Raw genomic sequence first — 25,216 nt, 5'->3', positions numbered from 1 at the left:
GTATGCCTCGTATCCAGCTGCCCACCCCCGACGACGAACCCGAAGCCTTTGCGCTGCTGCGCGCCAAGCGTGGACACGCGCCGAATGCGCAGATCTTTCGCACTCTGGCGACTTGCCCGGAGATTCTCGACGTATTCATTCCCATGGCCGACGCGGTGCGCAACGGCTGTGGCATTGATCCGAAACTGCGCGAGATGGCCATCGTCATGGCGTGCCAGACCATGGGCACCCATTACGAACACGATCCGCATTGGAATCGAGCCCTCAAGGAAGGCGTTCTGAAAGAGCAGATGCAAGCGCTGTGGGATTTTGAAAAGAGCCCGCTGTTCTCCGATCTGGAGAAGGCCGTGCTGCGCCTGGCTCGCGACGCAACCCGCGCGCCGGCGCAGGTCAGCGACAAGGTCTGGGCAGACGTTTACCACGGCCTCGGGCAAAAGCAGAGCGTGGCGCTGCTGTTCAATATTGGTTGGTACAACATGACCGGTCGATTGACTGGCCCCCTCGAGTTGAGCAACGAGGCCGATTTCACTCGGCTCTGAAAAGACATCAGGAGAATTGACATGCCATTGCCAACACCGGTCTATTACCCGCCGTTCAATATCACTCGCTCGAGTCACACCGTCATCACTTCGCGCGACCTGGAAGCCAGTCGCGATTTTTACGAACAGGTCATTGGCCTGGTGCTGACCGAACGCGACGCCGACACCCTGTATTTCCGCGGTCTGGAAGAGGTTTGCCACCACAGTCTGGTGATCAAGCGCCACGACGGCGAGCATGCCGCCGAAGCGATCGGCTTCCGGGTGTACACCGAAGAAGAGCTGGACAAGGCCGCGCACTTCTATAAATCCAAAGGCCTGCCAGCACGCTGGATCGAAGTACCGCATCAGGGCCGCACGCTGCTGGTCAACGACCCGGCCGGAACGCCGGTGCAGCTCTGCGCCACGATGTCCACGACGCCGCGCGTGTACACGCAGTTCCAGGACTTCAAGGGCGGCGCGGCGATGCGCTTCGACCACTACCAGATTCAAGTGCCGAACGTGCAGGAGCAGACCGATTTCTACGCAGAAATGGGTTTCCGCATCTCCGAATACATGGCGCTGGATGAGAAGCTGATTGCGACGTTCATGTTCCGCAAGCCCGGCACTCAGGACATCGTGTTTCTGGAGAATCCGGGCCCGCGCCTGCACCACTTTGCCTACACCGTTTCCGACTCCCACAGCATCCTGCGCGCCTGCGACATCGCCGGCAATCTGGGCATGGGCGATGTCGTCGAGCGCGGTCCCGGACGCCACGGCCCGGCCGGCGTGCTGTTCGTGTATTTGCGCGATCCCGATGGCCATCGGGTCGAGTTGTTTTGTGATCACTACCTGCTGATCGATATCGAGGTCGAGCCAGTTGCGTGGGACGTGCGCAAGCCCGGCTTGGCGCTGCGCTGGGGCATGCCGCCGCAGGAGTGCTGGTTCAACGAGACGACCCCGTTCAGTGACATCCCGACGAAACAACTGGACCACGAACGGGGCCCGTTGGTGACGCTTGAGACCTACCTGGCGGATAAGGCTCGAGCCAGAGCCGCCCGCTAGTGTCGCCGGGGTCACTTCGGTGGCTCCTGTGCAGCGAGACGGTATCGATCAAGAGATGGGAGGTATTGAAAGTGACTACACAGACAGCAACACAACCAGGCCCCACCAAGGCCGGCCCAGGTTTCGACGGCCGTGCATTGCGGGACGCTTTCGGGTCGTTCGCCACTGGCGTGACGATTGTCACCACTGTTGGGCCCGGCGGCGTGGACATCGGTTTGACCGCGAACAGCTTCTCCTCGGTGTCGCTGGATCCGCCTATGGTGCTCTGGAGCCTGGCACGGACATCCTTGAATATGGATGCCTTCCGCAACAGCGGGCATTTCGCCGTGCATATTCTGTCCGCCGATCAAGAGGCGCTGTCGTCGCGCTTTGCGAGCAAGGGCGTCGACCGTTTCGAAGGGCTTGTACTTGATCGGGGGCCGGACGGTGTCCCGTTGTTGCCCGACTGCATGGCCCGCTTCACCTGCAAACTGGCCTATCAGTACGAGGGCGGGGATCACGTCATCTTCGTCGGCGAAATTGTCGATTTTGGCCACTCGGCGCGCAAGCCGCTGGTCTTTCATGGCGGTCGATACGGCATGTTGCTACCCAAGCAAACCATTGCAGCAGTCGAGTCGGCGGACGAGTTCAGCAACCTGTCTTCCGATGATTTGCTGTACCAGGTCTCGAATGCCTACTTGCGCACCCGCCAGAGCGTGATTGAAAAACTTGAATCCCGGCAGTGGACCGCCGAGGAGTACGCGGTGCTGAGCATTATCGGTCGTGAAGACGGTCTGTGCATGCCAGAGATCGTCGCGCGTAGCGAGAAAGTCCGAGGCCAGGGAATTTCCGCCACTATCATTCAGAAACTCATCGTTCGCGGGTTGCTTCACGAGGTCGATTCCGGCAACGGGCAAATCGCTGTCAGGCTGACCGCCGAAGGCCGGCTCTCGGTTCTGGAACTTATCGCGATACGCAAATCGAGCGAGGCCGATGTTCAAGGCAACCTGGACCCGAGCGAAGTGCAAGTGCTGAAGCACCTTCTGGCCCGGCTCGACGCATGAAGATCGCACGCTACCAATCTGCAGCGGGGCCAGAGCGGCTCGGCATCGTCACCGCCGTGTCGGGCCGTGAACTGCTCGTTGATGTTGCCAAGGCCGCCGCCGTCCGGGGTGGTCCCGGCACGCCAGCCTCGGTAATGGCATTGATCGAGGGCGGCGCACAGGCGATGGACGCTACCCGCGAGTTGCTCGCCTGGGCGGCAGATCGTCAGGATTTCATCTGGCTGGATGATCCGGATACCGTTGAGTGGTTGACGCCCGTGCCGGAGAAATCGGTGTTTTGCGCCGGGCGCAATTTCGGGCGGCACAAGCTGGAGTCGATGAAGGCGAATGCCGGCAACGCGAGCAAGCTGCACAGCGATTTTCCGAGCGGCTTCATCAAGCTCGGGCGCACGCTGGTTCCGCACAAAAGTCAGGTGAAGCGGCCCGACGATGTGCTCGATTTCGACTACGAAGTCGAGATCGGGCTGGTGTTGGGCAAGGCGATTGACGCGCGCAGCGACATCGATCCGGCCAGCGCGATTTTCGGGTACACCATTTTCAATGACCTGTCGGCGCGCGAATGGCAGCTGCGCGAGATGCAGAACGGCATGATCATGCTCGGGAAGAACTTCCCGGGCTTCGGGCCGATCGGCCCGTACATTCTGACCGCCGACGAAGTGCCGGATCCCAACGCCTTGGTGCTGTGGCTGAAGGTCAATGGCGAGTTGCGTCAGCACTCCGACTGCCGTGACCTGATCTTTGGTTTTCCGGAGATGGTTGCGTTCTGGTCGCGTTTTGGCCTGGTGCCTGGCGATCTGATCAGCACCGGTACGCCTGAAGGCGTGGCCTTGCACCACAAGCCCGATCCGCGTGAGTGGTACCTCAAACCGGGCGACCGGGTGGAGGCAGGCGTCGACGGTATCGGCGTCCTCGAAACGTTCATCATCTAGTCACCGTGCTTGCCATGCCGACCTCACAATAAGGAATGTTTTATGAAACTGTTTTTTTTGCCCGGTGCCTGCCAGATCGGCATCCATGCCTTGCTCGCGGAAATCGGCAAGCCGTTCGAGATCGAAAAAGCAGCGCGCGCGGGCACGTCAGAATTCGAGGCGTACACGCAGATCAATCCCAAGGGCAAAGTCCCCGCGCTGATTCGCGATGACGGATCGCTGCTCACGGAATTCCCGGTCATCGCGCTCTACCTTGCCCGTACAAATCCCGAACGGGCGTTGATTCCTACGGACATCGAAGGTGAGATTCGCGTGCTGGAAATGACCGAATATTTGGTATCTACCGTGCACATGCAAGGCTACACTCGCGCTCGCCGGCCGGAGAAGTTCGCGCCGAGCGAATCAGACCACGCGGCTGTAAGGGCGCAGGGCCTGAAGATATTCCAGGCCGGGCTCGACCGGGCGGAACGACAGATCGACGGCAAAGACTGGCTATTCGAGAAAATGACCATCGCGGATTTTGCGCTTTTCTATCTTGAGCACTGGTGTGTGCTCAACGGAATCGGCTCATTGGGTCCGGGTTGTCAGGCTCACCACGATCGCCTGTGGTCGAAGGTCGAAATCCGTCGTGCGGTCGAGTCTGAACTCATCACCTGATTTTGAGCGCTCCACCCATGGACATGCTGTTGAAGCTGAAGGCTTTTGTCGTGACCGCCGACACCGGTAACTTCTCAGCCGCCGCGCGTACGCTGTACACCTCACCCTCGGTCATCATGAAGCGGGTTGACGAGCTTGAATGGGATTTCAAAACGACTTTCTTCGACCGCTCCACCCGCCGCTTGACGCTGACCGACACCGGGCAAAGTTACCTGACCCACGCACGGCAGCTGTTACGCGCTTACAGCGACATGGCCAGCGGCGCGATATTGAGCCCTGGCAGCATCGAAGGCCCGATCAGGATCAAGGCTCCCGCGGTGCTTATTCGTCAGGGCCTTGGCGACCTGTTCAGCCGTTACCGTGCGGAGCATCCACTCGTTCAGTTGGAGATCGTTGCGTCTGACCGAGGCGGCAATCCGGCGGAGGAGGGCTTCGACATCTCGGTCGGGATGGACCAGATGGCCTACTCGGACGTTGTGGAGCAAGTTATCCGGCCCTTTCCCCGGGTGATGTGCGCTGCGCCGTCTTACCTCGGGCGATGCGAAGCGTTGCTGCATCCCCGTGACCTGATCGATCATCCTTGCCTGTCGTTTTCCCTCGCCGGTTCCATCTGGGCATTCAACTCGCCAGAAGGACGCATAGAGGTCGACGTGCACCCGGTGCTCATCACCAATGATGAAGGCTATTTGTGCGCCGCCGCCCGCGATGGCCAGGGGATTGTGCAACTGGCCCTGCCAATCGTTGCCGATGCCCTGGCGGCGGGGGAGCTTGTTCCTGTGCTGGCGCAGTTCCCGCTGGTGGAGCGCTGGGTGAAGATCATGGTGCCGACAGAGCGACTGGAACTGACGCGGGTGAAGCTGCTGTTCGACAAAATGGCAATGCACCTGACCAGCGACAAAATCGCGTAATTCGACACACAACCTGTGGTGGGGGGAGCAAGCGGCTCCACCACAGCGACCACGCATCCCCGTCAAATGTTCAGCACCTTTGCCCCCGTTCTGTCCGCCAACCCGGCGGTCGCAGCCGTGCCTCTTTGCGCCTCCCCCCTGAAGGACCGGCGCCCTGACTGAACCATCAGTTTTCTGGCTGCGGTGTAGCGGGTTTTATCATTGTTCAGGCCGAAAAGGGCCTGCATATACTCGGGCCAACACAGATACACAGTCAGGTCTGAGGACAACAAAACCCATCTCGAACCACGACTCTGTGTTGCCTGCACAACGATTCGTCCGTGCATGAATTCAAACCGGTACCACAACTTCATGGGAGGCATTTCTTGTGGGTCGCTGAGACTGGCCGATGTTCATGTGATCGGGCAAATCAGCAACCGGAGTTCATGCGTCACACAATCTCTCTAGGTAGCAAAAATGCAAATAATAAAAATAAGATTTGCAGTGCCGCACGACGTTTTGTACCGCCAGAGCCTTCGCTCCGTGCTGGTTGCCACCAGCCTGATGGCGGCAGGCTCGACGCTGGCCGCGCCGATTGATGTGGGTAACCCTGACATCAAACTGCGTTGGGACAACACGTTTAAATACTCTGCCGGTATGCGTCTGAAGGATCAGGATGACACGCTGACCCAAAACGTTCCTGCCACGCCTGGTGGCGGGAAGGGCCCTGCAGCGCTCAACGCCGACGATGGCGACCGTAATTTCAAGAAGGGCAGGCTCATTTCCAATCGTCTCGATGTGTTGTCCGAGATGGACCTGGTCATTCACGATAATTACGGTCTGCGAGTCAGCGGCGCCGCCTGGTACGACGACGTCTATAACCAGAAAAACGACAACAACTCGCCGGCGACCAACAACTCGCTGTCGGTGCCAAGCGACCATTTCACCCATGACACTCGCGACTTGCACGGTCGCAAAGCCGAGATACTCGACGCCTTCGTTTTTGGCGGTGCCGACGTCGGCGACGCGCGAGTCAGTGGCCGTTTGGGCCAACACACCGTGCTGTGGGGCGAGAGCCTGTTCTTTGGCGCCAACGCCATTGCCGGTACCCAGTCTCCGGTGGATGCGGTCAAGGCATCTTCGGTACCTGGATCGACCACCAAGGAAATAATCAGGCCGGTGGGCCAGTTCTCGGGCCAGATCCAGTTTTCGCCAGCGCTGACCCTGATGGGTTACTACCAATACGATTGGGAGGCGACGCGCCTGCCGGCTGCCGGCAGCTACTTCTCCGTCAACGACTTCATCGGCGATGGCGGCGAGCGAATTCGCTTTGCACCGGGCATACCGGGCATCGGTTTGTCGCGCGGTGCGGACATCAAGGCCAAAGACAGCGGCCAGTTCGGTCTTGGATTGCGCACGCAGCTGGGCGACTGGGAGTTCGGTGCCTATGCGATCCGCTACCACGCCAAAACGCCTGTGCTTTATTCACACGCAGGACGCACCCCTGTCACAGGCGCCGGGTTCGGGACGTATCAATGGGTGTATCCCGAAGACATCAAGGCGTTCGGCATCAGTGCCACCACGACGGTGGATACGATCAACTACGCCGGTGAGATCTCTGTCCGTCGCGACACGCCGTTGACCAGCCTGCCGGTGGAGGTTGGAAGCCAAGAGGCGGACAACAACAACCACGCGTTTTATGCCATCGGCAACTCGGCCCACGCCAACGTATCGATGATCTGGAGCATGCCGCGCAACTTCCTGTCCGACGAGCCCGCTTTCAGCATGGAAGTGGCCTACAACCAGCTGACCAGTTGCACCCGTAATTGCAATGCCATGGATCCGGGCCTGGATCGGCGCGCCGCAGCGGTCCGGGCGTTGTACGCGCTGCCGCAGCGTAACGTGCTGGACGGCCTGGACCTTACGCCTTCGTTCACCATTGGCTACAACAATGGCAAATCACCCGTGGCGATCATGGGGCCTGACAATGGCGGCGACATGACCTTCACGCTGGCAGGCAACTATCTGACCGTTTGGGATTTCACGCTCGCGTACACCCATTACTACGGTGGCGAAAACACCGCCACGTATGCCTCGACGGACCCGAGCGTCAACGGTACGTACACCTTCGCGCAGACCTTGAAAGATCGTGATTTCGTCTCAGTCTCGCTGCGTCGCACCTTCTAAGGGAAAACAATAATGACCATGTTCACTCGCATGACGCTGCTGGCTTTGGCGTGCGCCGCACTGACAGCCCCGGTCGTCCAGGCTGCTGTTTCGGCTGATGAAGCTGCCAAACTGAAAACCACACTGACGCCGCTGGGTGCCGAGCGTGCCGGCAACAAGGACGGCTCGATTCCTCCATGGGAGGGCGGTTATCCGGTCGATGCTTCTGCCACGTCGGCGGCGATTCCAGACCTGTTTTCCAAGGACAAAGCGCTGCTGACCATCACGGCGCAGAACGCCGATCAGTACAAAGACAAACTGACCGAAGGCACCCTGGGCCTGTTGAAGCGGTTCCCCAGCTTCAACGTTCAAGTGTTCCCGACCCGGCGCACCGCAGCAGCGCCGCAATGGGTGTATGACAACACTCTAGCCAACGCTACCCGGGCGACGATGGATCCGTCCGGCGAACTCGGTCCTTTCCCGAAAGGCACCTACGGCGGCATCCCGTTCCCGATTCCGAAGAACGGCGAAGAGGCGATCTGGAACCACCTGCTGCGATGGACAACCCCGAGCTACCAGACCACACCTAGCCTGGCTCGCGTGACGCCGGAAGGCAAAGTGATTCCGGTCTCGCAGAACGTCGCCAAGAGTTCGTTCCCTTACTACGACCAGAACAGCAATCTGGAGAAATGGCAGGCCGCCGGCTCCAACATTGTCGTGCGTCGCGTCGACACTTCCGGCCCGCCGATCCGTGCCGGTGAGATCCTGCTGCAACGCGTCAACATCAACGACATCGAGTCGAAAACCTGGGTCTATTTGACCGGCCAGCGCCGGGTCCGTCGTCTGCCGCTGACCTGCTGCGACGTACCGAGCCCGGTGGCGGGTGGCATCCTCAATTTCGACGAAGTCGAAGTGTATTCCTCGTCCATCGGTCGTTACGACTGGAAGCTGGTCGGCAAGAAAGAAATGTACGTGCCGTACAACACCAACAGCTATCACCAGGCGCCGTCGCTGGAAAAGCTCATGTCTGAAAAGACCGTCAACCCGGATTTCGTGCGCTTCGAGCAGCATCGGGTGTGGGTGGTGGAAGGCACGCTCAAGGCCGGTCAGCGCCATGTCATCCCACGCCTGCGCGTTTATCTGGATGAGGACACCTGGATCGCTGTCGCCGGCGAACGTTGGGATGCCCAGGGGCAACTGTGGAAAGTGACGTACAACCTGCCCACCGTATTTCCGGCAGGTCCCGGCACCATCGTCGCGGGCTATATGTCGTACGACCTGATCGGCGGCGGCTACTTTGCCTCGGCCTATTTCCCGCGCGACAAACAAGTCGACCTCAAGGCCACGTTGCCAGACCGCATCTTCACGCCTGAGTCCCTGTCTGGAGAGGGCGTTCGCTAAAGACTGTATCTCGCTTGAACGATGAACCTGATGAGATGACCGGTATGAATAACAACAACAATGAAGGCGTCGACGTATCCCGTCGCGGGCTGTTGCTGGTGGGGTTGGGTGTGGGTTTGCAGGTGTTGTTGGCCCCAACGCTGGCTTCCACCACGGTGGCGTTCGCTTCGGCAGCCATGCCTGGGTTGCTCGGCCAACCGGCGACCATGACCCCACGGGCAGCACAGGCTGTGCTGACCCGCGTGGTGGTGGCCGGTGACCGCTTGGTGGCGCTGGGCGAACGCGGCATGGTCGTGCTGTCTGACGACGGCGGTCGACACTGGCGCCAGGCCCACGTGCCGGTGAGTGTGACGCTGACATCAGCGAGTTTTGTCGATGCCCGTCAGGGCTGGATCGCTGGCCACAGTGGCGTTGTGTTGCATACCTCTGACGGTGGCGAGAACTGGTCTGTTCAGACCGATGGAATCGCCCTGGCAACGGCCAGTCTCGTTCAGGCGCAGGCGTTGCCCGACACCGATGGCGATCGCGAGCACCGCGTCCAGCAGGCCCAGCGCCTGGTGGATGATGGTGCAGACAAACCGCTGCTGTCGATCTGTTTTGCCGACGCGTTGCACGGGATGGTGGTGGGCGCCTTCGGCCTCGCCGCCAGCACCGATGACGGTGGCAAAACCTGGACGCCTTGCCGCGAGCGTCTGGCCAATCCCATGAGCATGCATCTGTATGCGGTTGCCCACCATGCCAAAACCTGGGTGGTAGCGGGCGAGCAGGGCGTGCTGATGCGCAGCGACGATGATGGCGCGAGCTTCACCGCATTGGCGGCACCTTCCGAACGGACCCTTTTCACCGCAACGGCCACGCGCGGTGGGAGTTTTGTTTTTGCCGGGCTGTTGGGGGCTGCGTGCCGCATCGACCCGGGAAGTACAACCGTGAACGCCATCGAACTGGCGGCGCCGTTAACGATTTTGTCCAGCGTCGAGCTGCGCGATGGCCGAGTGATGCTGTTGGCGCAGGGTGGGCGAGTGCTTGCCAGTCGCGATGGCGGCGCGCATTTCGCCGAACAGCAACTGCCGCGACGCGTGCCGCTGACCTCGCTGGTCGAAGCCGCAGACGGTGGGCTGGTGGCCACCAGCATGGGTGGAGTGTCCCGGCTTGGTTGACGACATCCGCCTGCACGCTCACTCGATGCGCCTTATAAGAGTCCAATGAAATGAACACAGTGACACCTGCTGAGACCGGAGCTTGCCGGCTCGAAGATTTTGATCCGCACTCGGGCTCTGCGCTCGAACGCGCCGTGTTCAACCACCGCATCCTGGTGCTGTGTTTGTGCGTGCTGGTCACCGTCCTGCTGGGCTTCAGCGCGCTGAGCCTGAAGCTCAATGCCAGCTTCGAAAAGACCATTCCGACCGGTCACCCTTACATCACCAACTACCTGGAACACAAAAAAGAGCTGACGGGCCTGGGCAACTCGGTACGCATCGCGGTGGAGGCACGCAAGGGCGACATCTACAACGCGCGCTATCTGGAAACGCTGCGTCAGATCAACGATGAGGTGTTCACCCTGCAGGGCGTGGATCGCGCATTCATGAAATCGCTGTGGACGCCAAACGTGCGTTGGACGGCCGTGACCGAAGACGGTCTGGACGGCGGGCAGGTGATCCCGGCGCACTACGACGGCTCGCCGGCGAAGATCGAGGCGTTGCGCATGAACGTGCAACGCTCGGGCGAAATCGGCCAGTTGGTCGCGGTCAACGGCGGCTCGACGGTGATTCAGGTGCCGCTGCTGGAACATGACACGGCCGGCAAACCGCTGGACTACGCGGCGCTGTCCAGGCAGCTTGAGCAATTGCGCGCCAAGTACAGCAGTGACGAGGTAGCCATTCACATCACCGGGTTTGCCAAGCTGTCCGGCGACCTCATGGACGGCATGCAGGAGGTGATCGGCTTCTTCTTCATCGCACTGATCATCTGTGCGGCGATGGTGTACCTGTACAACCGCGACGTGATCAGCACCGCGCTGGTGGTGATTACATCGGTGACCGGCGTGCTCTGGCAACTGGGCCTGCTGCCGCTGCTGGGTTACTCGCTGAACCCGTATTCGATGCTGGTGCCGTTTCTGATCTTCGCCATTGGCATCAGCCATGGTGCGCAGAAAATGAACGGTATTCTGCAGGACATCGGTCGTGGCACGCACCGCTATGTCGCAGCACGTTTCACCTTCCGCCGCCTGTTCCTCGCTGGCCTGACTGCACTGTTGGCGGACGCCGTTGGTTTCGCGGTGCTGCTGATGATCGACATTCCGGTGATCCGCGAACTGGCCATCGCCGCCAGCCTCGGCGTGCTGGTCCTGGTGATTTCCAATCTGATCTTGCTCCCCGTGCTGTTGAGCTACGTTGGTGTCAGCCGTAAAGCCGCCGAACGCGCCGTGCGCCGGGAATCGGCCACCGCAGCGGGGGAGAGCGGTGCGTTCTTTGTCTGGCTGGTGCGGTTCACCGAAGGACGGCGTGCCACGGCAGCAATCGGCACAGCCGTGGTTCTGGCGGTGGTTGGCGTTGCCGTCGGCACTCAGTTGAAGGTTGGCGACCTCGACCCGGGAGCTCCGGAGTTGCAAGCCGACTCGCGCTATAACCGCGACGTCAGCTACCTGACCAGCAACTACGGCGCCAGCAATGACCTCTTCGCGATCATGGTCAAGACTTCCGAGGGCAACTGCAGTCAGTACGACGTGTTGCGTCGGGTCGATCAACTCGAATGGGAGCTGATGGATCTGCCGGGCGTGGAATCCACTCAGTCGATTGCGCGCCTGCAACGGCGCCTGATGGTCGGCATGAACGAGGGCAGTCCGCTGTGGTACGACCTGTCCAGCAACCAGAGCATGCTCAACACCATCACCGCCCGAGCGCCACGCGAACTGTACAACGAAGAATGTAACTTGCTGACGGTGTACGCCTACCTGCGTGATCACCGGGCCGAGACCCTGCAACAGGTGGTCGACCTGGTCGAGCGCTTCGCCGCCAAAAACAACGACAAGGACGCCACCTTCCTGCTGGCAGCTGGTTCCGCCGGGATCGACGCCACCACGAACATCGTGGTTCACAAAGCCTGGTACCAGATGTTGTTCATGGTTTACGGAGCAGTGGCGCTGCTGTGCTTTGTGACTTTCCGCTCCTGGCGAGCGGTGCTGGTGGCAATGCTGCCGCTGATGCTCACGTCTATTCTGGCCGAAGCGTTGATGGTCGCGCTGGGCATGGGCGTCAAGGTGGCGACCTTGCCGGTGATCGCCCTTGGCGTTGGCATCGGCGTGGATTACGCGCTGTACGTGTTGAGCGTAACGCTTGCGCAGATGCGTGCCGGCGCCACGTTGAAACAAGCCTATGCCACGGCGCTGCAGTTCACCGGCCGCGTGGTGTTGCTGACTGGCGTCACGTTGGCCGCAGCGGTCGCGACCTGGCATTTCTCCACCATCAAGTTCCAGGCGGACATGGGCCTGCTGCTCGCCTTCATGTTCTTGTGGAACATGCTCGGCGCCTTGGTACTGATCCCGGCACTGGCGCGGTTTCTGCTGCCCAGCGCACGCGTCGGTGCCGTCGTCGAAGTGACCGATAAAGCGCCGCAACCGGCGACATCGACGCCTATCCCCGCGAGAAAACCTGAGAAGCCGGTATTCGAACGATGCCTGCCGTGACTGACCAACCTGATTTTTCACACCACCTAAAATAAGGAAACACCATGGATCGCTATATCAATCGCCTGTTTCACGTGTGCATCACCGTCGCTGATATCGATGCCGCACTTGAGTTTTACTGTGGCGTGCTCGGCCTTGAGTCCATCGGCAAGCTGCGCCACGAAAGGGCGCCCGGTGAAATCCTCGGTTTCCCGAACCAGATCATTGAAATCCACGCCGACCACCTCGTAGGCAAGGACAAGGAAAACGCCACGGTTATCGACTTGATCGAATTCGTCGAGCCTAAAACCGTGGTCAACAAAAACGCTTCCGCGCCGCTGAACCACGCCGGCATCAACCGTATGGCGTTCGGTGTAGACGACACCGATGCCATTCATGAGAAGCTCAAGGCGCGTGGCGACATCGTTTTCCTCTGCGAGCCACAGGTGGTGATCGCGCCTACCGGCGGCAAATTCAAGATCCTGACGTTCAAAGACCCGTTCGACAACGTTCTGGAAGTCATTGAGTACTGCAAGTAAACCGTGTTTGTAGAATTTATTACTCGGAAAAATCGGAGAATTTAAATGAGTGTCACACAAGACAAGTCCGACATTATTGACGTCATCAACCTGTATGGCGTCGCCTTGGACGCTCACGCCTGGGACTTGCTGGACGAGGTGTTTACCGAAGATGCCCACGCTGATTTCGGGCCGGCCGGCGCCGTCTGGAAGTCGGTCGGTGCGCTTAAGTTCGCCTTCAAGGACTTCCATGAAACGCTGACCAATCACATGCACACCATGACCGGTTCCTGCGTACACGTGGAAGGCGACACGGCCTACGCGCTGACCTACGGCGACTGGCTGTTATCCCGTGATTCGGCAGTGGGTGGCCCTGACTGGGTGGGCCGTGGCTGGTACGACGATATTCTGGTGCGCACCGACAAAGGCTGGCGCATCAGCAATCGTGTGTGCCGGCTGATTTCCTGGACAGGCAACCCGAATGTCCCTGAGCCCGCGTATGAACAGCACCCGGTGATGACCACCCACACGCTGCGCAGTCATCGCGAAGAAGGCAAGGTCCGGTTCTTCGAAGCCATCGCCAAAAAGTAATCAGTCAACAGCAATGACGGATCCACTTCCGATTGTTTGACGGAAGTGGTCTGGGGTTTCTATTGCCCGAAATTCCATTGTGGGGCTCTGGCGAACAGCAACTTTTTATATTGGAAAACTTAACCATGAATGACCAGACCGTTATCTGGACAGTGGGCATCAATTGCTCAGCGGAAGACGAAGACAAGTTCAATGTTTGGTACGACGACGTGCATGTACCGATGTTGATGCAGGGTGACTGCGTGAGAAAAGTCAGTCGTTTCAAACTGGCCGAGGAGACCTATCACGTCGGCGTAACCACCCAGCCGTGCCCGACGTACCTGACGATTTATGAGTTCGACAGCCAGGAAAAATTCGAAGACTGGATGAAGAGCCCGTCGCGCATTGAAGCGGGTGAAGACAAGACAAAGACCTGGGGCGACAAGGTGTACGACGTCCAATGGGCGACTCGTTACGACCTCACTAACACCTGGAACGGCTAATCAAAGGGCGGTAAAAGTCATGAACGCACTGGTTAAAAAACTGCTTCACGTTTGCATCACTGTCCCGGACGTCGATCAGGCCCTCAAGTTCTACCGTGATGTACTGGGTTTTGTTTCGACCTTTGAAACCAGAACCGATGAAGCGGATGGCCCGCTGCTGGGTTTCGCCGAAGATGAGATCAGTATTTACGCCCATCACATCCTCACCGCAGGTGCTGATGCCAGGCACGCCACGGAAATCAACCTGATCGAGTACACCAAGCCGGCAACCATCATCGGCGATGGCCCTTACGACTTGATGAATCAGGTCGGGATTACCCGTCTTGCACTGCTGGTTGAAAACACTCGCGAAGCCTTTGAAAAGATCAGCGCGTACGAAGGTGTCGAAGTGGTTTGCGAGCCCAAGGACATCATCATCCGTAAGCCTGGGCAAAACCTGACCATGACCTGGTTCAGCTTCAAAGACCCTTACGGCGTGTTCATCACCATCGCCGAACCACCAAAAGCTTAAGCAGTTCCGCTCAATATTGCGGTTCAGCTTGGGTCGGATCGCCTCATTCCGTTCAGGAAAATCCAGGAGATAACATGCAGATCGATGTTCTGGTGGACGTAAAAACCACTCTCGGCGAGGGCCCTGTATGGGATGTGCAGGAGCAGCGCCTGTACTGGATCGACGTGGTCGGCGGTCGCGTTCATCGCTGCACCGCTGACGGTCGCGAGGTGCGCACGTGGGAGATGCCCGACACCATCGGTTCGATGGCGCTGCGCCGTACTGGCGGTGCCATTGTGGCGTTGGGCTCGGGGTTTCACTTCCTCGACTTCGGCACGGGCGAGACACAGCTGATCATCAATCCCGAGCCAGACAAGCCTCACAACCGCCTGAATGACGGCAAGGTCGACGCGCGTGGGCGTTTCATCGTCGGCAGCATGGACACCCGCGAGGGCTTCGCCGATGGCACGCTGTTTCGCATTGACCCGGATTTGTCGGTGCATACGCTCGATTCAGGTTTTGCGATTTCCAACGGGCCGTGCTGGAGCCCTGACGGTTCGACGTTCTATTTCTCCGATACCTTTTCAGGTGAGATCTGGGCGTATGACTACGACCTCGAAACCGGCGGCATCGCCAATCGTCGCACCTTCACCAAAGCAGGTTTTACCGAGACAACCACCACCGACGGCTCGACGGTCGATGCCGAAGGCTATCTTTGGAATGCTCAGGTCTACGCCGGTAAGTTGTGCCGCTTTGCGCCGGACGGCAGCCTCGATCGGGTCATCGACATGCCGGTGAAGAAGATCACCAGCGTCAACTTTGGCGGGCCTGACATGGATACGTTGTTTGTCACTTCGATGGCCAAACCACCGTTGCCACGCTATCCGGGTGACAACGTGATGCGCGGGAGTCTTTTCGCCGTTCGTGGTTTGGGTGTGCAAGGGCTGCCAGAGCCGCGTTTTGGTGGTTAAACCTGACCTTGCCGCGCTACTCGATAGTGTTGTGCGGCGGGCAACGACAGCCTTTAACTTTTGGGGTAGACGCCGTGCAAACCCATAAAAATCGAGTCGCCGTTGTTTCTGGCGCGGCCAAGGGCATTGGCCAGGAACTGGCGATTCAACTGGCACAGCGTGGCGCCGCCCTGGCCCTGCTGGACATCGCCGACCTTTCGCAAACCTGTGCGCTGATCGAGGAGGTTGGGGGCAAGGCCATCGCCATTCATTGTGATGTCAGTCAGGAAGCCGACTGGATCGCTGCCGGAGAGTTGGTCAAAAACCAATACGGTCGCTGCGACATTCTGGTCAACAACGCCGGGATCTATCCCAATGTGCACTTCGATGATCTGGAATTCAAAACCTGGCGGCGCACGTTTGAAATCAATCTCGACAGTATGTTTTTAAGTGCAAAAGTATTCGTGCCGATGTTGCGAGCGAATGGATGGGGGCGCATCGTCAATGTGTCCTCGACATCGATCGTCACCAACGCCGTCGGCGTCAGCCATTACATGGCAACCAAGATGGGCGTCATTGGCTTTACCCGAGGACTGGCCAATGATTTGGGCAAGGACTTCATTACCGTTAATACCCTCGCACCCGCGCTGACCGCGACTCCGGGCACGAGTCACATACCCGACGCCGTACGGGATGGCATTGTAAATTTACAGGCCTTCAAAAGAATGGCGGTGCCGAACGATATGGTCGGGCCGATGCTCTTTTTGACCAGTGAGGATGCGCAGTTCGTGACGGGACAGGTGCTGGCTGTCGATGGCGGCATGATGAAAACCTGCTGAAGCGCATCCTCCGGTTAATGGACGATCGGCAAGCGCAGTCTTGCCGTTGTCTCCCTCGTTAACCCCTTCTTTCGCCTGTCCGGAACAGCTGATTTTGCTCCTGTTCATCGGGGTTGGATCAGGGCTGGCAAGCCATTCCCGATATGGATAGAGTACGAGCCACCTATAAATTGCTGACGGTGTTCAGCAAGCAATAACAAGAGACTATTCCGCGCATGATGCTCCCCAAGTTGATGCACATCCGCATGTTTGTTGCCGTGTACGAGGAAGGCTCCTTCACTGTCGCTGCCAGCCGCGAGGGGCTGGGACAGTCCGGTGTGTCTGCGCACGTTCGGCAGTTGGAAAATCAATTGGGTGTGCGGCTGTTCGCCCGTGACCGCACGATTATCCCCACCCCCGCCGGTCATGCCTATTACCAGCAATGCGTGCAGTTGCTGCGTCAGCACGAAAGCGCCTGCAACGCGGTCGGTCATCGCGCGGAGCCCTCTGACGGTTCGCTGCGTATAGGCATGATCCCGACCATGACGCGTTCGGTGTTCAGCCGCGCACTGCTGGCTTTTGAAGCCGCGTATCCCAACGTATCCGTTCACCTTACCGAAGGTGCCGGCAGCGTGATCGCGACCGCTGTACGCCGTGGAATGCTGGATTTCGCCATCACTCAACGCATGTCTTACGACGGCGGTGGCGGGGCGGTCGGGCTGAGTACATCGTTGTTCACGAGAACGCCGGCGTTTCTGGTGTCCTCGCCTGATTCAGGCTTGCCGCACTGCGAACCGGTGCGCCTCAGCGACATCAACGACTTGCACCTGGTGCTGCCGATCGGGCGACGGCCGTTGCTGGAGCAATACCTGATCGATCACAAGGTGCATGTGGTGCAGCGCCTCAACTGGTTCGAGTCCATGCTGGGCGCCATGGATCTGGTGCGCTCCAGCCATTGGGCGGCGATTATTTCCGGGCTGTTTATCGCCGACGATCTACGCCGCAAGCGCTTCACGCTTAACCCGCTGGCCGATCCCATTCTCTGGGACGAAATGCTGCTGGTAGAGCCGGCGCGCAAACCCTTGTCGACGATTGCCCGGAACTTCATCGAGTTTTTGAAGAAAGCCACCGAAGAAATCAACGCGATACCGATCCGTATCGCCCACGGCGAGCAGTCGTCAAACGCAGACTTCAATGAGAGACCGCGCCATGAATGACTCGCTGCCCGGTCTGCGGGAGATGCAAATGTTTGTGGCGGTGTACGAGACACGATCGTTCACTGCCGCGGCGGCACGTGAGTTCGCCACTCAGTCCGGCATTTCCCAGCACATAAAACAGATCGAAGAAATGCTCGGCGTACAGCTGTTCGACCGGCAGAAAGGTGTAGAGCCTACCGCGGCGGGCACCTCGTTTTACCAGCATTGTCTGGAGGTGGTGGCGGCCAATTCCAAGGCTCTGCTGGCGTTGGACACCTTCGAGCAGGGCCTGTCCGGCGAAGTCCGATTCGGGGTAACGCCGACACTGGCGACCTATCAGCTCGCGCCGGCCTATCTGCGCCTGATGTCGCAGAACCCCAACGCTTCTATCGCGGTGATCGATGCTCCCAGCAATATGCTGATCGACAGGGTCCGGGCCGGCGAACTCGACTTTGCGATCATTCCGTCGATTTCGCAGCCACCGGCGGATCTGTCCACGACCGTGTTTGCCGCCACACCTGCGTTTCTGGTCTCGTCAATTACCCATGACAGTGGCTTCGAGCATGGCGAGTTCATTGAGCTCGACGAGCTGACAGGGTTCAAGCTGCTGGCACCTGACAGTCGCGAGTATGCGCAGTGGATCGGTTCACAGCTGGACGCGCTGTCGGGGCCGGGCCCCTGTTACCAGCTCGACGCTGTGCTGGCGACGCTCGACCTGATCAGGCAGAGCGAGTGGATGGCGATTCTTCCCGGTCTGCTATTCGTCCACGATTTCAGTGTTGAACCCGCAGAACGAGACTTCAGGATCAACCCCTTTGCCGGTGCCGGACTGACGCTGGAGTTGCTGTTGGTGCAACCGGCGCGGCCAACGCCTTCAGCGCTGATGGTGGCGGCGATCAGTGCAATCCAACAGGTGACCCAGGAGCATATTCAGTTACTGGGCAGTTTTCGGTTTGGCAACCAACCGGCGGTTCGCCGGTTGCAGTAATCAAGGGGGTTTTCAGGGGGAGGACCAGAGGGGCATTGCCCCTCTGGTGATCGTCGGTCAAGCGTCTGCGAGTGACCGATCTGCGATCGGCGTGCCCGAAAACCCGGCTACCTTGCGCAGTACCCGATCAGTCCCGTCACGGGGACTGCCGGAAGCGTCCGGATGATCGTCGAACCAGTTTCCCTTGGGATAGCGGTACATCAAGTCGACCATAAGCCGACGCTCGGCAATGAGCCACACGCCGTCGCGGCGTTCAAATCGATCAAAGTAGCGCGCCCATAATTTAACCGTATCGCCGCTCCAGTGGTGACGCTCTGAAGCGGCGTGATCAGCCTGCAGGTAGGTTTCGACGTAGGCAATCTCGGGGCCATCGAATTCGACCAGGCTATTTCCCAGGAAGTGCTGAGTACGATCAAATCGGGGCATTTCATCCGTCAGGAACTGAAAAAAGCCCTCGGCGCCTCCGACATGGAGGCTTTCTGGAAAGTGGATGTAGGCGTCTTTATGAAAGGCGCCGCGTACCAGTGACATGTCGATCCGGTCCAGGCCACGGCAATAGCGCAGCAGGACATCGTGAATTTCGGTGCGCGCGGCAAGTTCTTCGAGCGTCATGGCTATCTCCCGTATTCATTGTTGTTAGAGGTGCAACTACGTTTTCGCTGGAACAATCGGTAGCTGGATAAAACCCTGGCGATCCGGCCCGGTGTAGACCGTGTTTCGTGCGCCGTCGTGGTAGGCACTGTCGTATCCGTGCCGAGGGCCGTGATCGACCCCATCGAAAGGCTGGATATCCACACGCAGGCGGTAACCTTTGCGGATCAACGCTGTGTTGGGAATGATCTCGATTTCAACCATCACCACTTCATCGCTTTCAAGCGGTGCATAGTCGGCTTTGAGGTGCGTGTGCTTGACCGTGTAGTCGGTGGTACGCGCTGCATCCACTTTGCGATGGGATGCCTTCAGCCAGCCCTTGGCCAAGGGGTAGTTGGGCACGTTCATGCCCATCGTGGTCGGGCCGGCATAGTCGACTTCCTGGCCGGTTTCATCGAGTACACGCAGACTCACGAAGATGTCCATGTCCGCGCTGGTGGAAGACACCCACAGCTTCGCTTTGCCATACCCGGCGAACACCTTGTCCTCCGTCATTGGCTCACTGATGAAAGAAAGGCCGGTTTTCCAGATTTCCAGTACTGAGGGTGGTTTAACGGGAAGAAAACACGGCGGTATCCCCGTGCGCAGCGGCAACGGAATTTGCGCGGAGTAATCTGCCTTGCGGTGGACGACCGGAGGGGTCAACGTCAGGCGTAGAAAGTCATCGCGGTGTTCGTCACCTTGCCAGTCCGATGGCGTCGCGTCGAAGAACCATCGCGGATAGTCCGTTCTTGCGATGGGCCATTCGTGTTCTTCCTGAATGTAGGAAGCGCCGTTTCCACTTCGAATCTCAAGACGCACCGGAGGGGTGTCCATGATGCCGTTGTCGATGCCTTTCAACCAATGGTCAAAAAAAGCCCGATGGTCGGCGATGGCGGTTCGCGAATAGGCTTTGGTGAACCAGTCTTCCCAGAAATCGATCTTCTTGGACGCCGTGTTCGTGGCCAGATAGGCCTCGCTGCTGCCGAGTTGATGGAAGTGCGCCATGTGCGTTGTGCAGGCGATGGCCCAAAGAGGAACGTTCACTTTGCTCATGTCCGGGTTCATCAAAATCGTGGAGCGCGGGCCGAATGCCTTGGTGGTATCCGAGTCCTTGAACGTGGCCTCCTTGAGCATGCCGATAAAGTCGACTGCGGTGGGTTCACCACACACCGCAGCCAGTACGCCGGCCTTGTACCAGTGGCTGAAAAACTCCTCATTGAGGATGCCCCCGGTGTAAGCGACCTCATCGTACAGATCAACATCGGTGCCAATGGCGATCATTGCTTTCAAATGCTGCGGCTGAAGGCTTGCCGCTGCGTGCTGGCTCATCGCGTAGTACGACATGCCCCACAGCCCGACGTTGCCGTTCGACCAGCCCTGCACTCCCGCCCAATCAATCGCATCGCGAAAGGCTTCGGCCGTCTCTATGCCAAAGGGCGCCAGTGTTCCTGGATTTTTGCCCGAGCCAGGGCCATCAACGCGCACCAGCACATAGTCATGCGGAACCCAATCCACCGTATTGGCCGTTTCGTGATTCTCAAAGACTTGCCCTTCGGGATTGCCGTGAAAATAGCGCTCCTCCAGGTCCTCGTGGGCGGCGAAATCGGCATCATCGGCAATCGAATGGTGATAGAACGCCCGGCCATAAGGGCCGCAATTCATGATGACCGGAAAGCGGCCTGGCTTGGCTGGACGGAACACGTCCGCGTACACGTGCAGGCCGTTTTTCAGGGGGATCCTGACGTCTTTGAAACGCAAAATGCCCAGAATATTCCGCCGGATTTCATTGCGTGCAGTCGCCGCATGACAGAGCTGGCGCGGTGTACGATCGGTAAAGACACCAGCGGCCGAAAGCTCAGCGAGTACAGAGGCGATCAAGGGATCCTGTTCAAACTCAAGCACCGGGTTCAGCGCGAGACCGGCAAACGAAATATCGTGGCGGAAATTGAGGCGATACCTGCCGATAATGTCGTGTGCTGCCGGGTCGATGCAGATGCCACCGTCCAGATTTCCATCGCGGTCGAGCGAGCAGAGGAAGCGGGCAATGTTGGTCAGCCCGGCGTCAAGCAGCTTGTTGATGTTGCCGTCCACGCGGCTGACGATGTCTGCCAGATTGAGGCGTGGTGCGCCGAGTGCAGAGCCGATCGACGTGTTGCCTACCAGGAAGGCGACTCGCTCGCCCTTGCGGTAGTGGAACTCACCGTTTTCGTTCGTCAGCCCACTGAGGGTGGAAGTCTGATACCTGAGGCCGGCGACCGGACCGGAAAACAGACCAGTTTGCAGCATGCGGACATCGTGTCCGCTACCGTCAGCGTGCAACGCCGTGGCGTGGGTAAAAGTCTGCAGGGTATCGCTCATGTAGAGGTCCTCTTGTAGTGCAGATCTTGGTATTGCGCAGTGCAGCGGCGCGAGTGTAGGCCTGATTTCTGATTAACTCAACACGTGTTGAGTTTTTATGTATAGCATGTATCTCGACACACTGAACAAAGAAAAATGTCTACGCACAGGGAATACCGGCGCCATGAAAACCACAGCAGAACCCACCACAGCGGATGCCCGAGAAATCAAAACGGGGCGGCGGCCGGGCTCGGGCAACAGTCGTCAAACGGTGCTTGAAGCCGCACGTGCGCGTTTCGCCACCGACGGTTTCGGTGCGACCACGATACGCCGCGTCGCCGCCGATGCCGGCGTTGACGTATCCATGGTCATGCAGTTTTTCCGCTCTAAAGACGAGCTGTTTGCGGCGGTAATGAATATCCCGGAATCGGCTCTGGAGAAGCTCAGCGCGGTTTTCACCGGCACCGACGAGCACCTCGGAGAGCGCGTGGTTCGCGCGTTCCTACAGGCGTGGGAGGGCGCGCCAGAGGAGTCGGAGCCGCTGATGGCGATGCTCAGAAATGCGATGGTCAACGAGCAGGCACGTCTGCAACTGCGCGACTACATTGAGTCGCGGTTGATCGCAGGCGCAGGTGAATCGCTTGGGCAAGACGCTCGCCTGCGCGCAGGCCTTGCGTTGTCCATGCTCGTGGGGATTGTGACCGGGCGGCAAATCATCGGCGTGCCGATTCTTGCCGCAACCGATCGGGAAACGTTAGTGGCGGTGGTTGCCCCGGCGATTCAGCACACGCTGCTGCCACCGCCAAAGTGTGCAACCGCCACTGACTGATTGGGGGCATGGTGTTCACCTCATTACGTCAGGTGAACACCATGGTTCCGTTCAAGGCTAAAACGCTTGATCGGTCAGGGAACGATCGGCAGTTGCAGGAAACTCGGGTACTCCGGCCCGGTGTAAATGCGGTTCACAGCATCGACGTGATAGCTCTTGTCATACGCACGAACCGGTACGCCGGCCGGCGCATAGGGCTGGATATCCACCAGCAGACGGCAGCCTTTGCGGATCCTCGCGGTGCTCGGGTTGAGGCCGATTTCGACCGGCACGATGTCTCCTCGCTGCAGCGGCGCGCAGTCCTTCTCCAGGTGGGTGTGCACCGGCCAATATTCGGTAGTGCGTTCGGCGTCCAGCGCACGGCGGGACACTTTCAACAAGCCATGCCCTACCGGGTGGATGTGCACCGGATCCACCGGCAGCACCACGGATTCGTAGCGAATCTCCCGGTCTTGCTCATCGAGAATGCGCAGCGAGACAAATACATCCATGTCTTCGCTGGTGGACTCCACCCACAGACCGACCTTCATGTAGCCGGCGAGCGTCATGTCTTCGCTCATCGGCTCGCTGACGAACGAGATGCCGGTCGACCAGCGTGGCGTGCCGTCACTGGAGCCTGCCGGCGCGAGGGTTGGCGTGCCCAGATCGAGGTGCGCGTCGTACTCGGCGCGGCTTTGCTCTGTTGGCACCGATTCGGTGATGCGTAGCACGTTGGCACGACGACTATCGTTCTGCCAGTTTGAAGGACGTGCATCCAGGTACCAGCGGCGGTATTCGGTTCGCGCAATCGGCCATTCGTGTTCATGCAGAACGAAGTGGGCACCGTTGCCGGTTCGCACCTGAACCCGTACCGGCGCTTCTTCCATCACGCCGTTGTCGATGCCCTTGAGCCAGTAATCGAAGTAACGCATGTGTTCGGCGATCGATTTGTTGCTGTAGGAGTCCGGGAACCAGGCATCGGCGAAATCGAATTTTCTCGCTTTGGCCGCGGTGGAGCGGATGTAGGTTTCGCTGCTGCCGAGTTGGTGGATGATCGCGCCAACTTGCGGGCCGACGATCCAGACCGGCGCCGTGGCTTTGCTCATGTCCGGACGCATGAAGATGCTGCCGCGCGGGCCATAGGCGTTGATGTCGTTGAACGGTGTCGCCAGCACGCGGGCCATCCAGTCGGTTTCCGGGCGCTCGCCACAGTGGTTGTTGCCCGACCAGATCTTCCACCACCAGTTCCAGAAACCGGAACCGAAAATGCCGCCGCCGTACAAGGCCTCGTTGTAAATGTCGGCATCGGTGCCTTGCGCGATCATCGCCTTGAGGTGCGAAGGCTGCAGGCTGGCCACGCTGTGTTGCGCCATGGCCAGGTAAGACATTCCCCACAAACCGACGTTGCCATTGGACCAAGGCTGAGTGCCTGCCCATTCGATGGCGTCGTAATAATCCTCGGCTTCCTGAACGCTGAAGGGCGCTTGCAGGCCCGGGCTTTTGCACACGCCACGCGCGTCAACGCGGATGCACACGTAGCCTTCCGGCACCCAGACCGACGTGTCGACGGTCTCGTGGTTTTCGTATTGGGCGCCATCCGGATTGCCGGAGAAATAACGATCCTCCATTTGCTCCTTGCGCAGGACGTCGGCCTCGTTGCAAATGCAGTCGTGATAAAAGCTCTTGCCGTAAAAGCCCTTGCTCATGACGATCGGGTATTGGCCCGGATCCGCCGGGCGGAAAACGTCGGCACAAACGTAAGAGCCGTCGCGCAATGGAATACGCACATCAGTCATTTTGATGATGCCGCGAATATTGCGGCGCAATTCGTTACGACTGGTGGCGGCATCGCACAGCGTGCGTGGCATCTTGTCGGTGAAAACACCGGGCGTGGCGTTCAGCGTTTCGAGGATCAGCAGCAAAGTCGGATCATTGGCGAAGTCGACGACGCCACCTTGGCCCATCGGCATCACGGGAGGGCTGAAATTGATGGGTGTTGTGCCAATCAGCTCGTGCACCACGGGCGCAATATTGACGCCTGACTCGATGTTGCCTTGCTGATCCAGGGTATGGACGAAGCGGGCGAGGTTGGTGACCGACGGATCGAGTAGCTTGTCGATCTTGCCGTCGACACGATTGGCCAGTTGCGCCAGGTTGAGGCGCGGCGCGGCCTGTAGGGCGCCCAACACGATCCCGCCGACCCGAAAGCTGATGGCTTCGCCGGCGCGGTAGTGGAATTCGCCATTGGCGGAGGTCACGCCGGAGAGCGTAGGGGTCTGGTATTTGAGTCCGGCGATCGGGCCGGCAAAAATACCTGTCAATACGGGGCTCAGTGCAGGTGCAGGAGACAGACTCATGCTGGATTCCTTATTGTTCTTGATTATGGGATCGATTCCAGTAAGGTACGGCGATCAGGAAATTAATTCAACAGTCGTTGATATGGACGATGTTTCGTAATAATTTGGATATGACTATGAAGAAAGAAACCACCCCTGCGCCGCGTCGTGGGCGTCGACCGGGGCCCAATAGCACGCGGCATCTGGTGCTCGAAGCAGCGCGTGCGCGTTTTGCCAGCGATGGTTTTGCCGGCACGACTATGCGTCTGGTTGCGGCTGACGCGGGAGTCGATGTGGCTCAAGTCATGCAGTTTTTCCGCTCCAAGGACGAACTCTTTGCTGCGGTGATGGCGATCCCTGCCTCTGCTCTGGAGCGTTTCGACGCGCTCTATGAAGGGCCGGACGAACACTTGGGCGAGCGAGTAGTGCGTGCGTTTCTCACCGCATGGGAGGGCATCCCGGAAGAGTCGGAACCGTTGATGGCCACGCTGCGTGGCGCGTTCGTCAACGACCAGGCCCGCGATCAGTTACGCGCCTTCATTCAATCGCGATTGCTGGGTGGAACTCACGAGCATCTCGAACCTGAAGCGAAGCTGCGATCCGGCCTCGCGGCTTCCTTGCTGGTCGGCATGGTGGTCAGTCGCCGCATCATTGGCGTGCCGATGATGGTTGCCGCAGAACATGAAGAGCTGGTGAGGATCATCGGTCCGGCCATTCAAAAGGTGCTGGTGCCCGATAACTGATT

The 25,216-nt window shown here is 59.1% G+C and carries 23 protein-coding genes; 20 read left to right on the top strand and 3 right to left on the bottom strand.

Going from position 1 to position 25,216, the window contains the following annotated elements:
• Nucleotides 1-2 precede the first annotated feature (2 nt).
• From NTD84_RS01620 to NTD84_RS01535, 18 genes are all read left to right on the top strand, one after another.
• Nucleotides 3-539 (top strand): carboxymuconolactone decarboxylase family protein, encoded by a 537-nt coding sequence (locus NTD84_RS01620; RefSeq protein WP_262163021.1) that lies wholly within the window; start codon nt 3-5, stop codon nt 537-539.
• A gap of 21 nt (nt 540-560) precedes the next feature.
• Nucleotides 561-1,580 (top strand): VOC family protein, encoded by a 1,020-nt coding sequence (locus tag NTD84_RS01615; protein ID WP_262163020.1) that lies wholly within the window; start codon nt 561-563, stop codon nt 1,578-1,580.
• A gap of 71 nt (nt 1,581-1,651) precedes the next feature.
• Nucleotides 1,652-2,623, top strand: coding sequence for a flavin reductase (locus NTD84_RS01610; RefSeq protein ID WP_262163019.1), 972 nt, complete (start codon nt 1,652-1,654; stop codon nt 2,621-2,623).
• On the top strand, nt 2,620-3,552 hold the full coding sequence (locus NTD84_RS01605) for a fumarylacetoacetate hydrolase family protein (protein ID WP_262163017.1): 933 nt from the start codon (nt 2,620-2,622) through the stop codon (nt 3,550-3,552). The genes NTD84_RS01610 and NTD84_RS01605 overlap by 4 nt, the downstream gene beginning before the upstream one ends.
• Nucleotides 3,553-3,594: 42 nt before the next feature.
• A complete protein-coding gene (locus NTD84_RS01600) occupies nt 3,595-4,209 on the top strand; it encodes a glutathione S-transferase family protein (RefSeq protein ID WP_262163016.1) in 615 nt (204 codons plus the stop codon).
• Nucleotides 4,210-4,226: 17 nt separating this feature from the next.
• Complete coding sequence (locus tag NTD84_RS01595) at nt 4,227-5,117, top strand: LysR family transcriptional regulator (protein WP_262163013.1); 891 nt, start codon at nt 4,227-4,229, stop codon at nt 5,115-5,117.
• Between the two features lie 483 nt (nt 5,118-5,600).
• Nucleotides 5,601-7,283: a DUF1302 domain-containing protein gene (locus NTD84_RS01590; RefSeq protein WP_262163012.1), complete on the top strand. Its 1,683-nt coding sequence runs from the start codon at nt 5,601-5,603 to the stop codon at nt 7,281-7,283.
• 12 nt (nt 7,284-7,295) lie between these two features.
• Nucleotides 7,296-8,663: a DUF1329 domain-containing protein gene (locus NTD84_RS01585; protein WP_262163011.1), complete on the top strand. Its 1,368-nt coding sequence runs from the start codon at nt 7,296-7,298 to the stop codon at nt 8,661-8,663.
• Nucleotides 8,664-8,707: 44 nt separating this feature from the next.
• Nucleotides 8,708-9,820 (top strand): WD40/YVTN/BNR-like repeat-containing protein, encoded by a 1,113-nt coding sequence (locus tag NTD84_RS01580; RefSeq protein ID WP_262163009.1) that lies wholly within the window; start codon nt 8,708-8,710, stop codon nt 9,818-9,820.
• Between the two features lie 50 nt (nt 9,821-9,870).
• A complete protein-coding gene (locus NTD84_RS01575; protein ID WP_262163007.1) occupies nt 9,871-12,345 on the top strand; it encodes an efflux RND transporter permease subunit in 2,475 nt (824 codons plus the stop codon).
• A 44-nt stretch (nt 12,346-12,389) separates the two neighbouring features.
• Nucleotides 12,390-12,863 carry a VOC family protein gene (locus NTD84_RS01570; protein ID WP_262163006.1) on the top strand — a complete coding sequence of 158 codons (474 nt, stop codon included), beginning with the start codon at nt 12,390-12,392 and terminating at the stop codon, nt 12,861-12,863.
• A gap of 45 nt (nt 12,864-12,908) precedes the next feature.
• Complete coding sequence (locus tag NTD84_RS01565) at nt 12,909-13,433, top strand: nuclear transport factor 2 family protein (protein WP_262163005.1); 525 nt, start codon at nt 12,909-12,911, stop codon at nt 13,431-13,433.
• A gap of 125 nt (nt 13,434-13,558) precedes the next feature.
• Nucleotides 13,559-13,915 (top strand): DUF4286 family protein, encoded by a 357-nt coding sequence (locus NTD84_RS01560; RefSeq protein ID WP_262163004.1) that lies wholly within the window; start codon nt 13,559-13,561, stop codon nt 13,913-13,915.
• Nucleotides 13,916-13,934: 19 nt separating this feature from the next.
• On the top strand, nt 13,935-14,426 hold the full coding sequence (locus NTD84_RS01555; RefSeq protein ID WP_262163003.1) for a VOC family protein: 492 nt from the start codon (nt 13,935-13,937) through the stop codon (nt 14,424-14,426).
• A 74-nt stretch (nt 14,427-14,500) separates the two neighbouring features.
• On the top strand, nt 14,501-15,376 hold the full coding sequence (locus NTD84_RS01550) for an SMP-30/gluconolactonase/LRE family protein (protein WP_262163002.1): 876 nt from the start codon (nt 14,501-14,503) through the stop codon (nt 15,374-15,376).
• A 74-nt stretch (nt 15,377-15,450) separates the two neighbouring features.
• Nucleotides 15,451-16,194, top strand: a complete 744-nt coding sequence (locus tag NTD84_RS01545; protein WP_262163000.1) for an SDR family NAD(P)-dependent oxidoreductase — start codon at nt 15,451-15,453, stop codon at nt 16,192-16,194.
• A 215-nt stretch (nt 16,195-16,409) separates the two neighbouring features.
• Nucleotides 16,410-17,390, top strand: coding sequence for a LysR family transcriptional regulator (locus tag NTD84_RS01540; RefSeq protein ID WP_262162998.1), 981 nt, complete (start codon nt 16,410-16,412; stop codon nt 17,388-17,390).
• Nucleotides 17,383-18,357 carry a LysR family transcriptional regulator gene (locus NTD84_RS01535; RefSeq protein ID WP_262162997.1) on the top strand — a complete coding sequence of 325 codons (975 nt, stop codon included), beginning with the start codon at nt 17,383-17,385 and terminating at the stop codon, nt 18,355-18,357. The genes NTD84_RS01540 and NTD84_RS01535 overlap by 8 nt, the downstream gene beginning before the upstream one ends.
• A 57-nt stretch (nt 18,358-18,414) precedes the next feature.
• Here NTD84_RS01535 and NTD84_RS01530 read toward each other — a convergent pair whose 3' ends face one another.
• Together NTD84_RS01530 and NTD84_RS01525 are read right to left on the bottom strand one after the other, a co-directional pair.
• Complete coding sequence (locus tag NTD84_RS01530) at nt 18,415-18,969, bottom strand: nuclear transport factor 2 family protein (protein ID WP_262162996.1); 555 nt, start codon at nt 18,967-18,969, stop codon at nt 18,415-18,417.
• A 36-nt stretch (nt 18,970-19,005) separates the two neighbouring features.
• Nucleotides 19,006-21,348, bottom strand: a complete 2,343-nt coding sequence (locus tag NTD84_RS01525) for a CocE/NonD family hydrolase (protein WP_262162993.1) — start codon at nt 21,346-21,348, stop codon at nt 19,006-19,008.
• Nucleotides 21,349-21,445: 97 nt separating this feature from the next.
• Here NTD84_RS01525 and NTD84_RS01520 point away from each other — a divergent pair, with 97 nt between their 5' ends.
• The gene (locus NTD84_RS01520) at nt 21,446-22,156 is read left to right on the top strand and encodes a TetR family transcriptional regulator (RefSeq protein ID WP_262162991.1); all 711 of its coding nucleotides are present in this window, start codon (nt 21,446-21,448) and stop codon (nt 22,154-22,156) included.
• A gap of 74 nt (nt 22,157-22,230) precedes the next feature.
• Here NTD84_RS01520 and NTD84_RS01515 read toward each other — a convergent pair whose 3' ends face one another.
• Complete coding sequence (locus tag NTD84_RS01515; protein WP_262162990.1) at nt 22,231-24,492, bottom strand: CocE/NonD family hydrolase; 2,262 nt, start codon at nt 24,490-24,492, stop codon at nt 22,231-22,233.
• Between the two features lie 89 nt (nt 24,493-24,581).
• Between NTD84_RS01515 and NTD84_RS01510 the strand changes: the two genes are divergently transcribed.
• Nucleotides 24,582-25,214 carry a TetR family transcriptional regulator gene (locus tag NTD84_RS01510; protein ID WP_262162988.1) on the top strand — a complete coding sequence of 211 codons (633 nt, stop codon included), beginning with the start codon at nt 24,582-24,584 and terminating at the stop codon, nt 25,212-25,214.
• The last annotated feature ends 2 nt before the right edge of the window (nt 25,215-25,216 follow it).

The sequence above is a fragment of the Pseudomonas sp. 14P_8.1_Bac3 genome, assembly GCF_025466085.1.
Classification (GTDB): Bacteria; Pseudomonadota; Gammaproteobacteria; order Pseudomonadales; family Pseudomonadaceae; genus Aquipseudomonas.
Note: the sequence above shows the minus strand (reverse complement) of the source record. Positions and strands in the feature narration are given on the sequence as shown.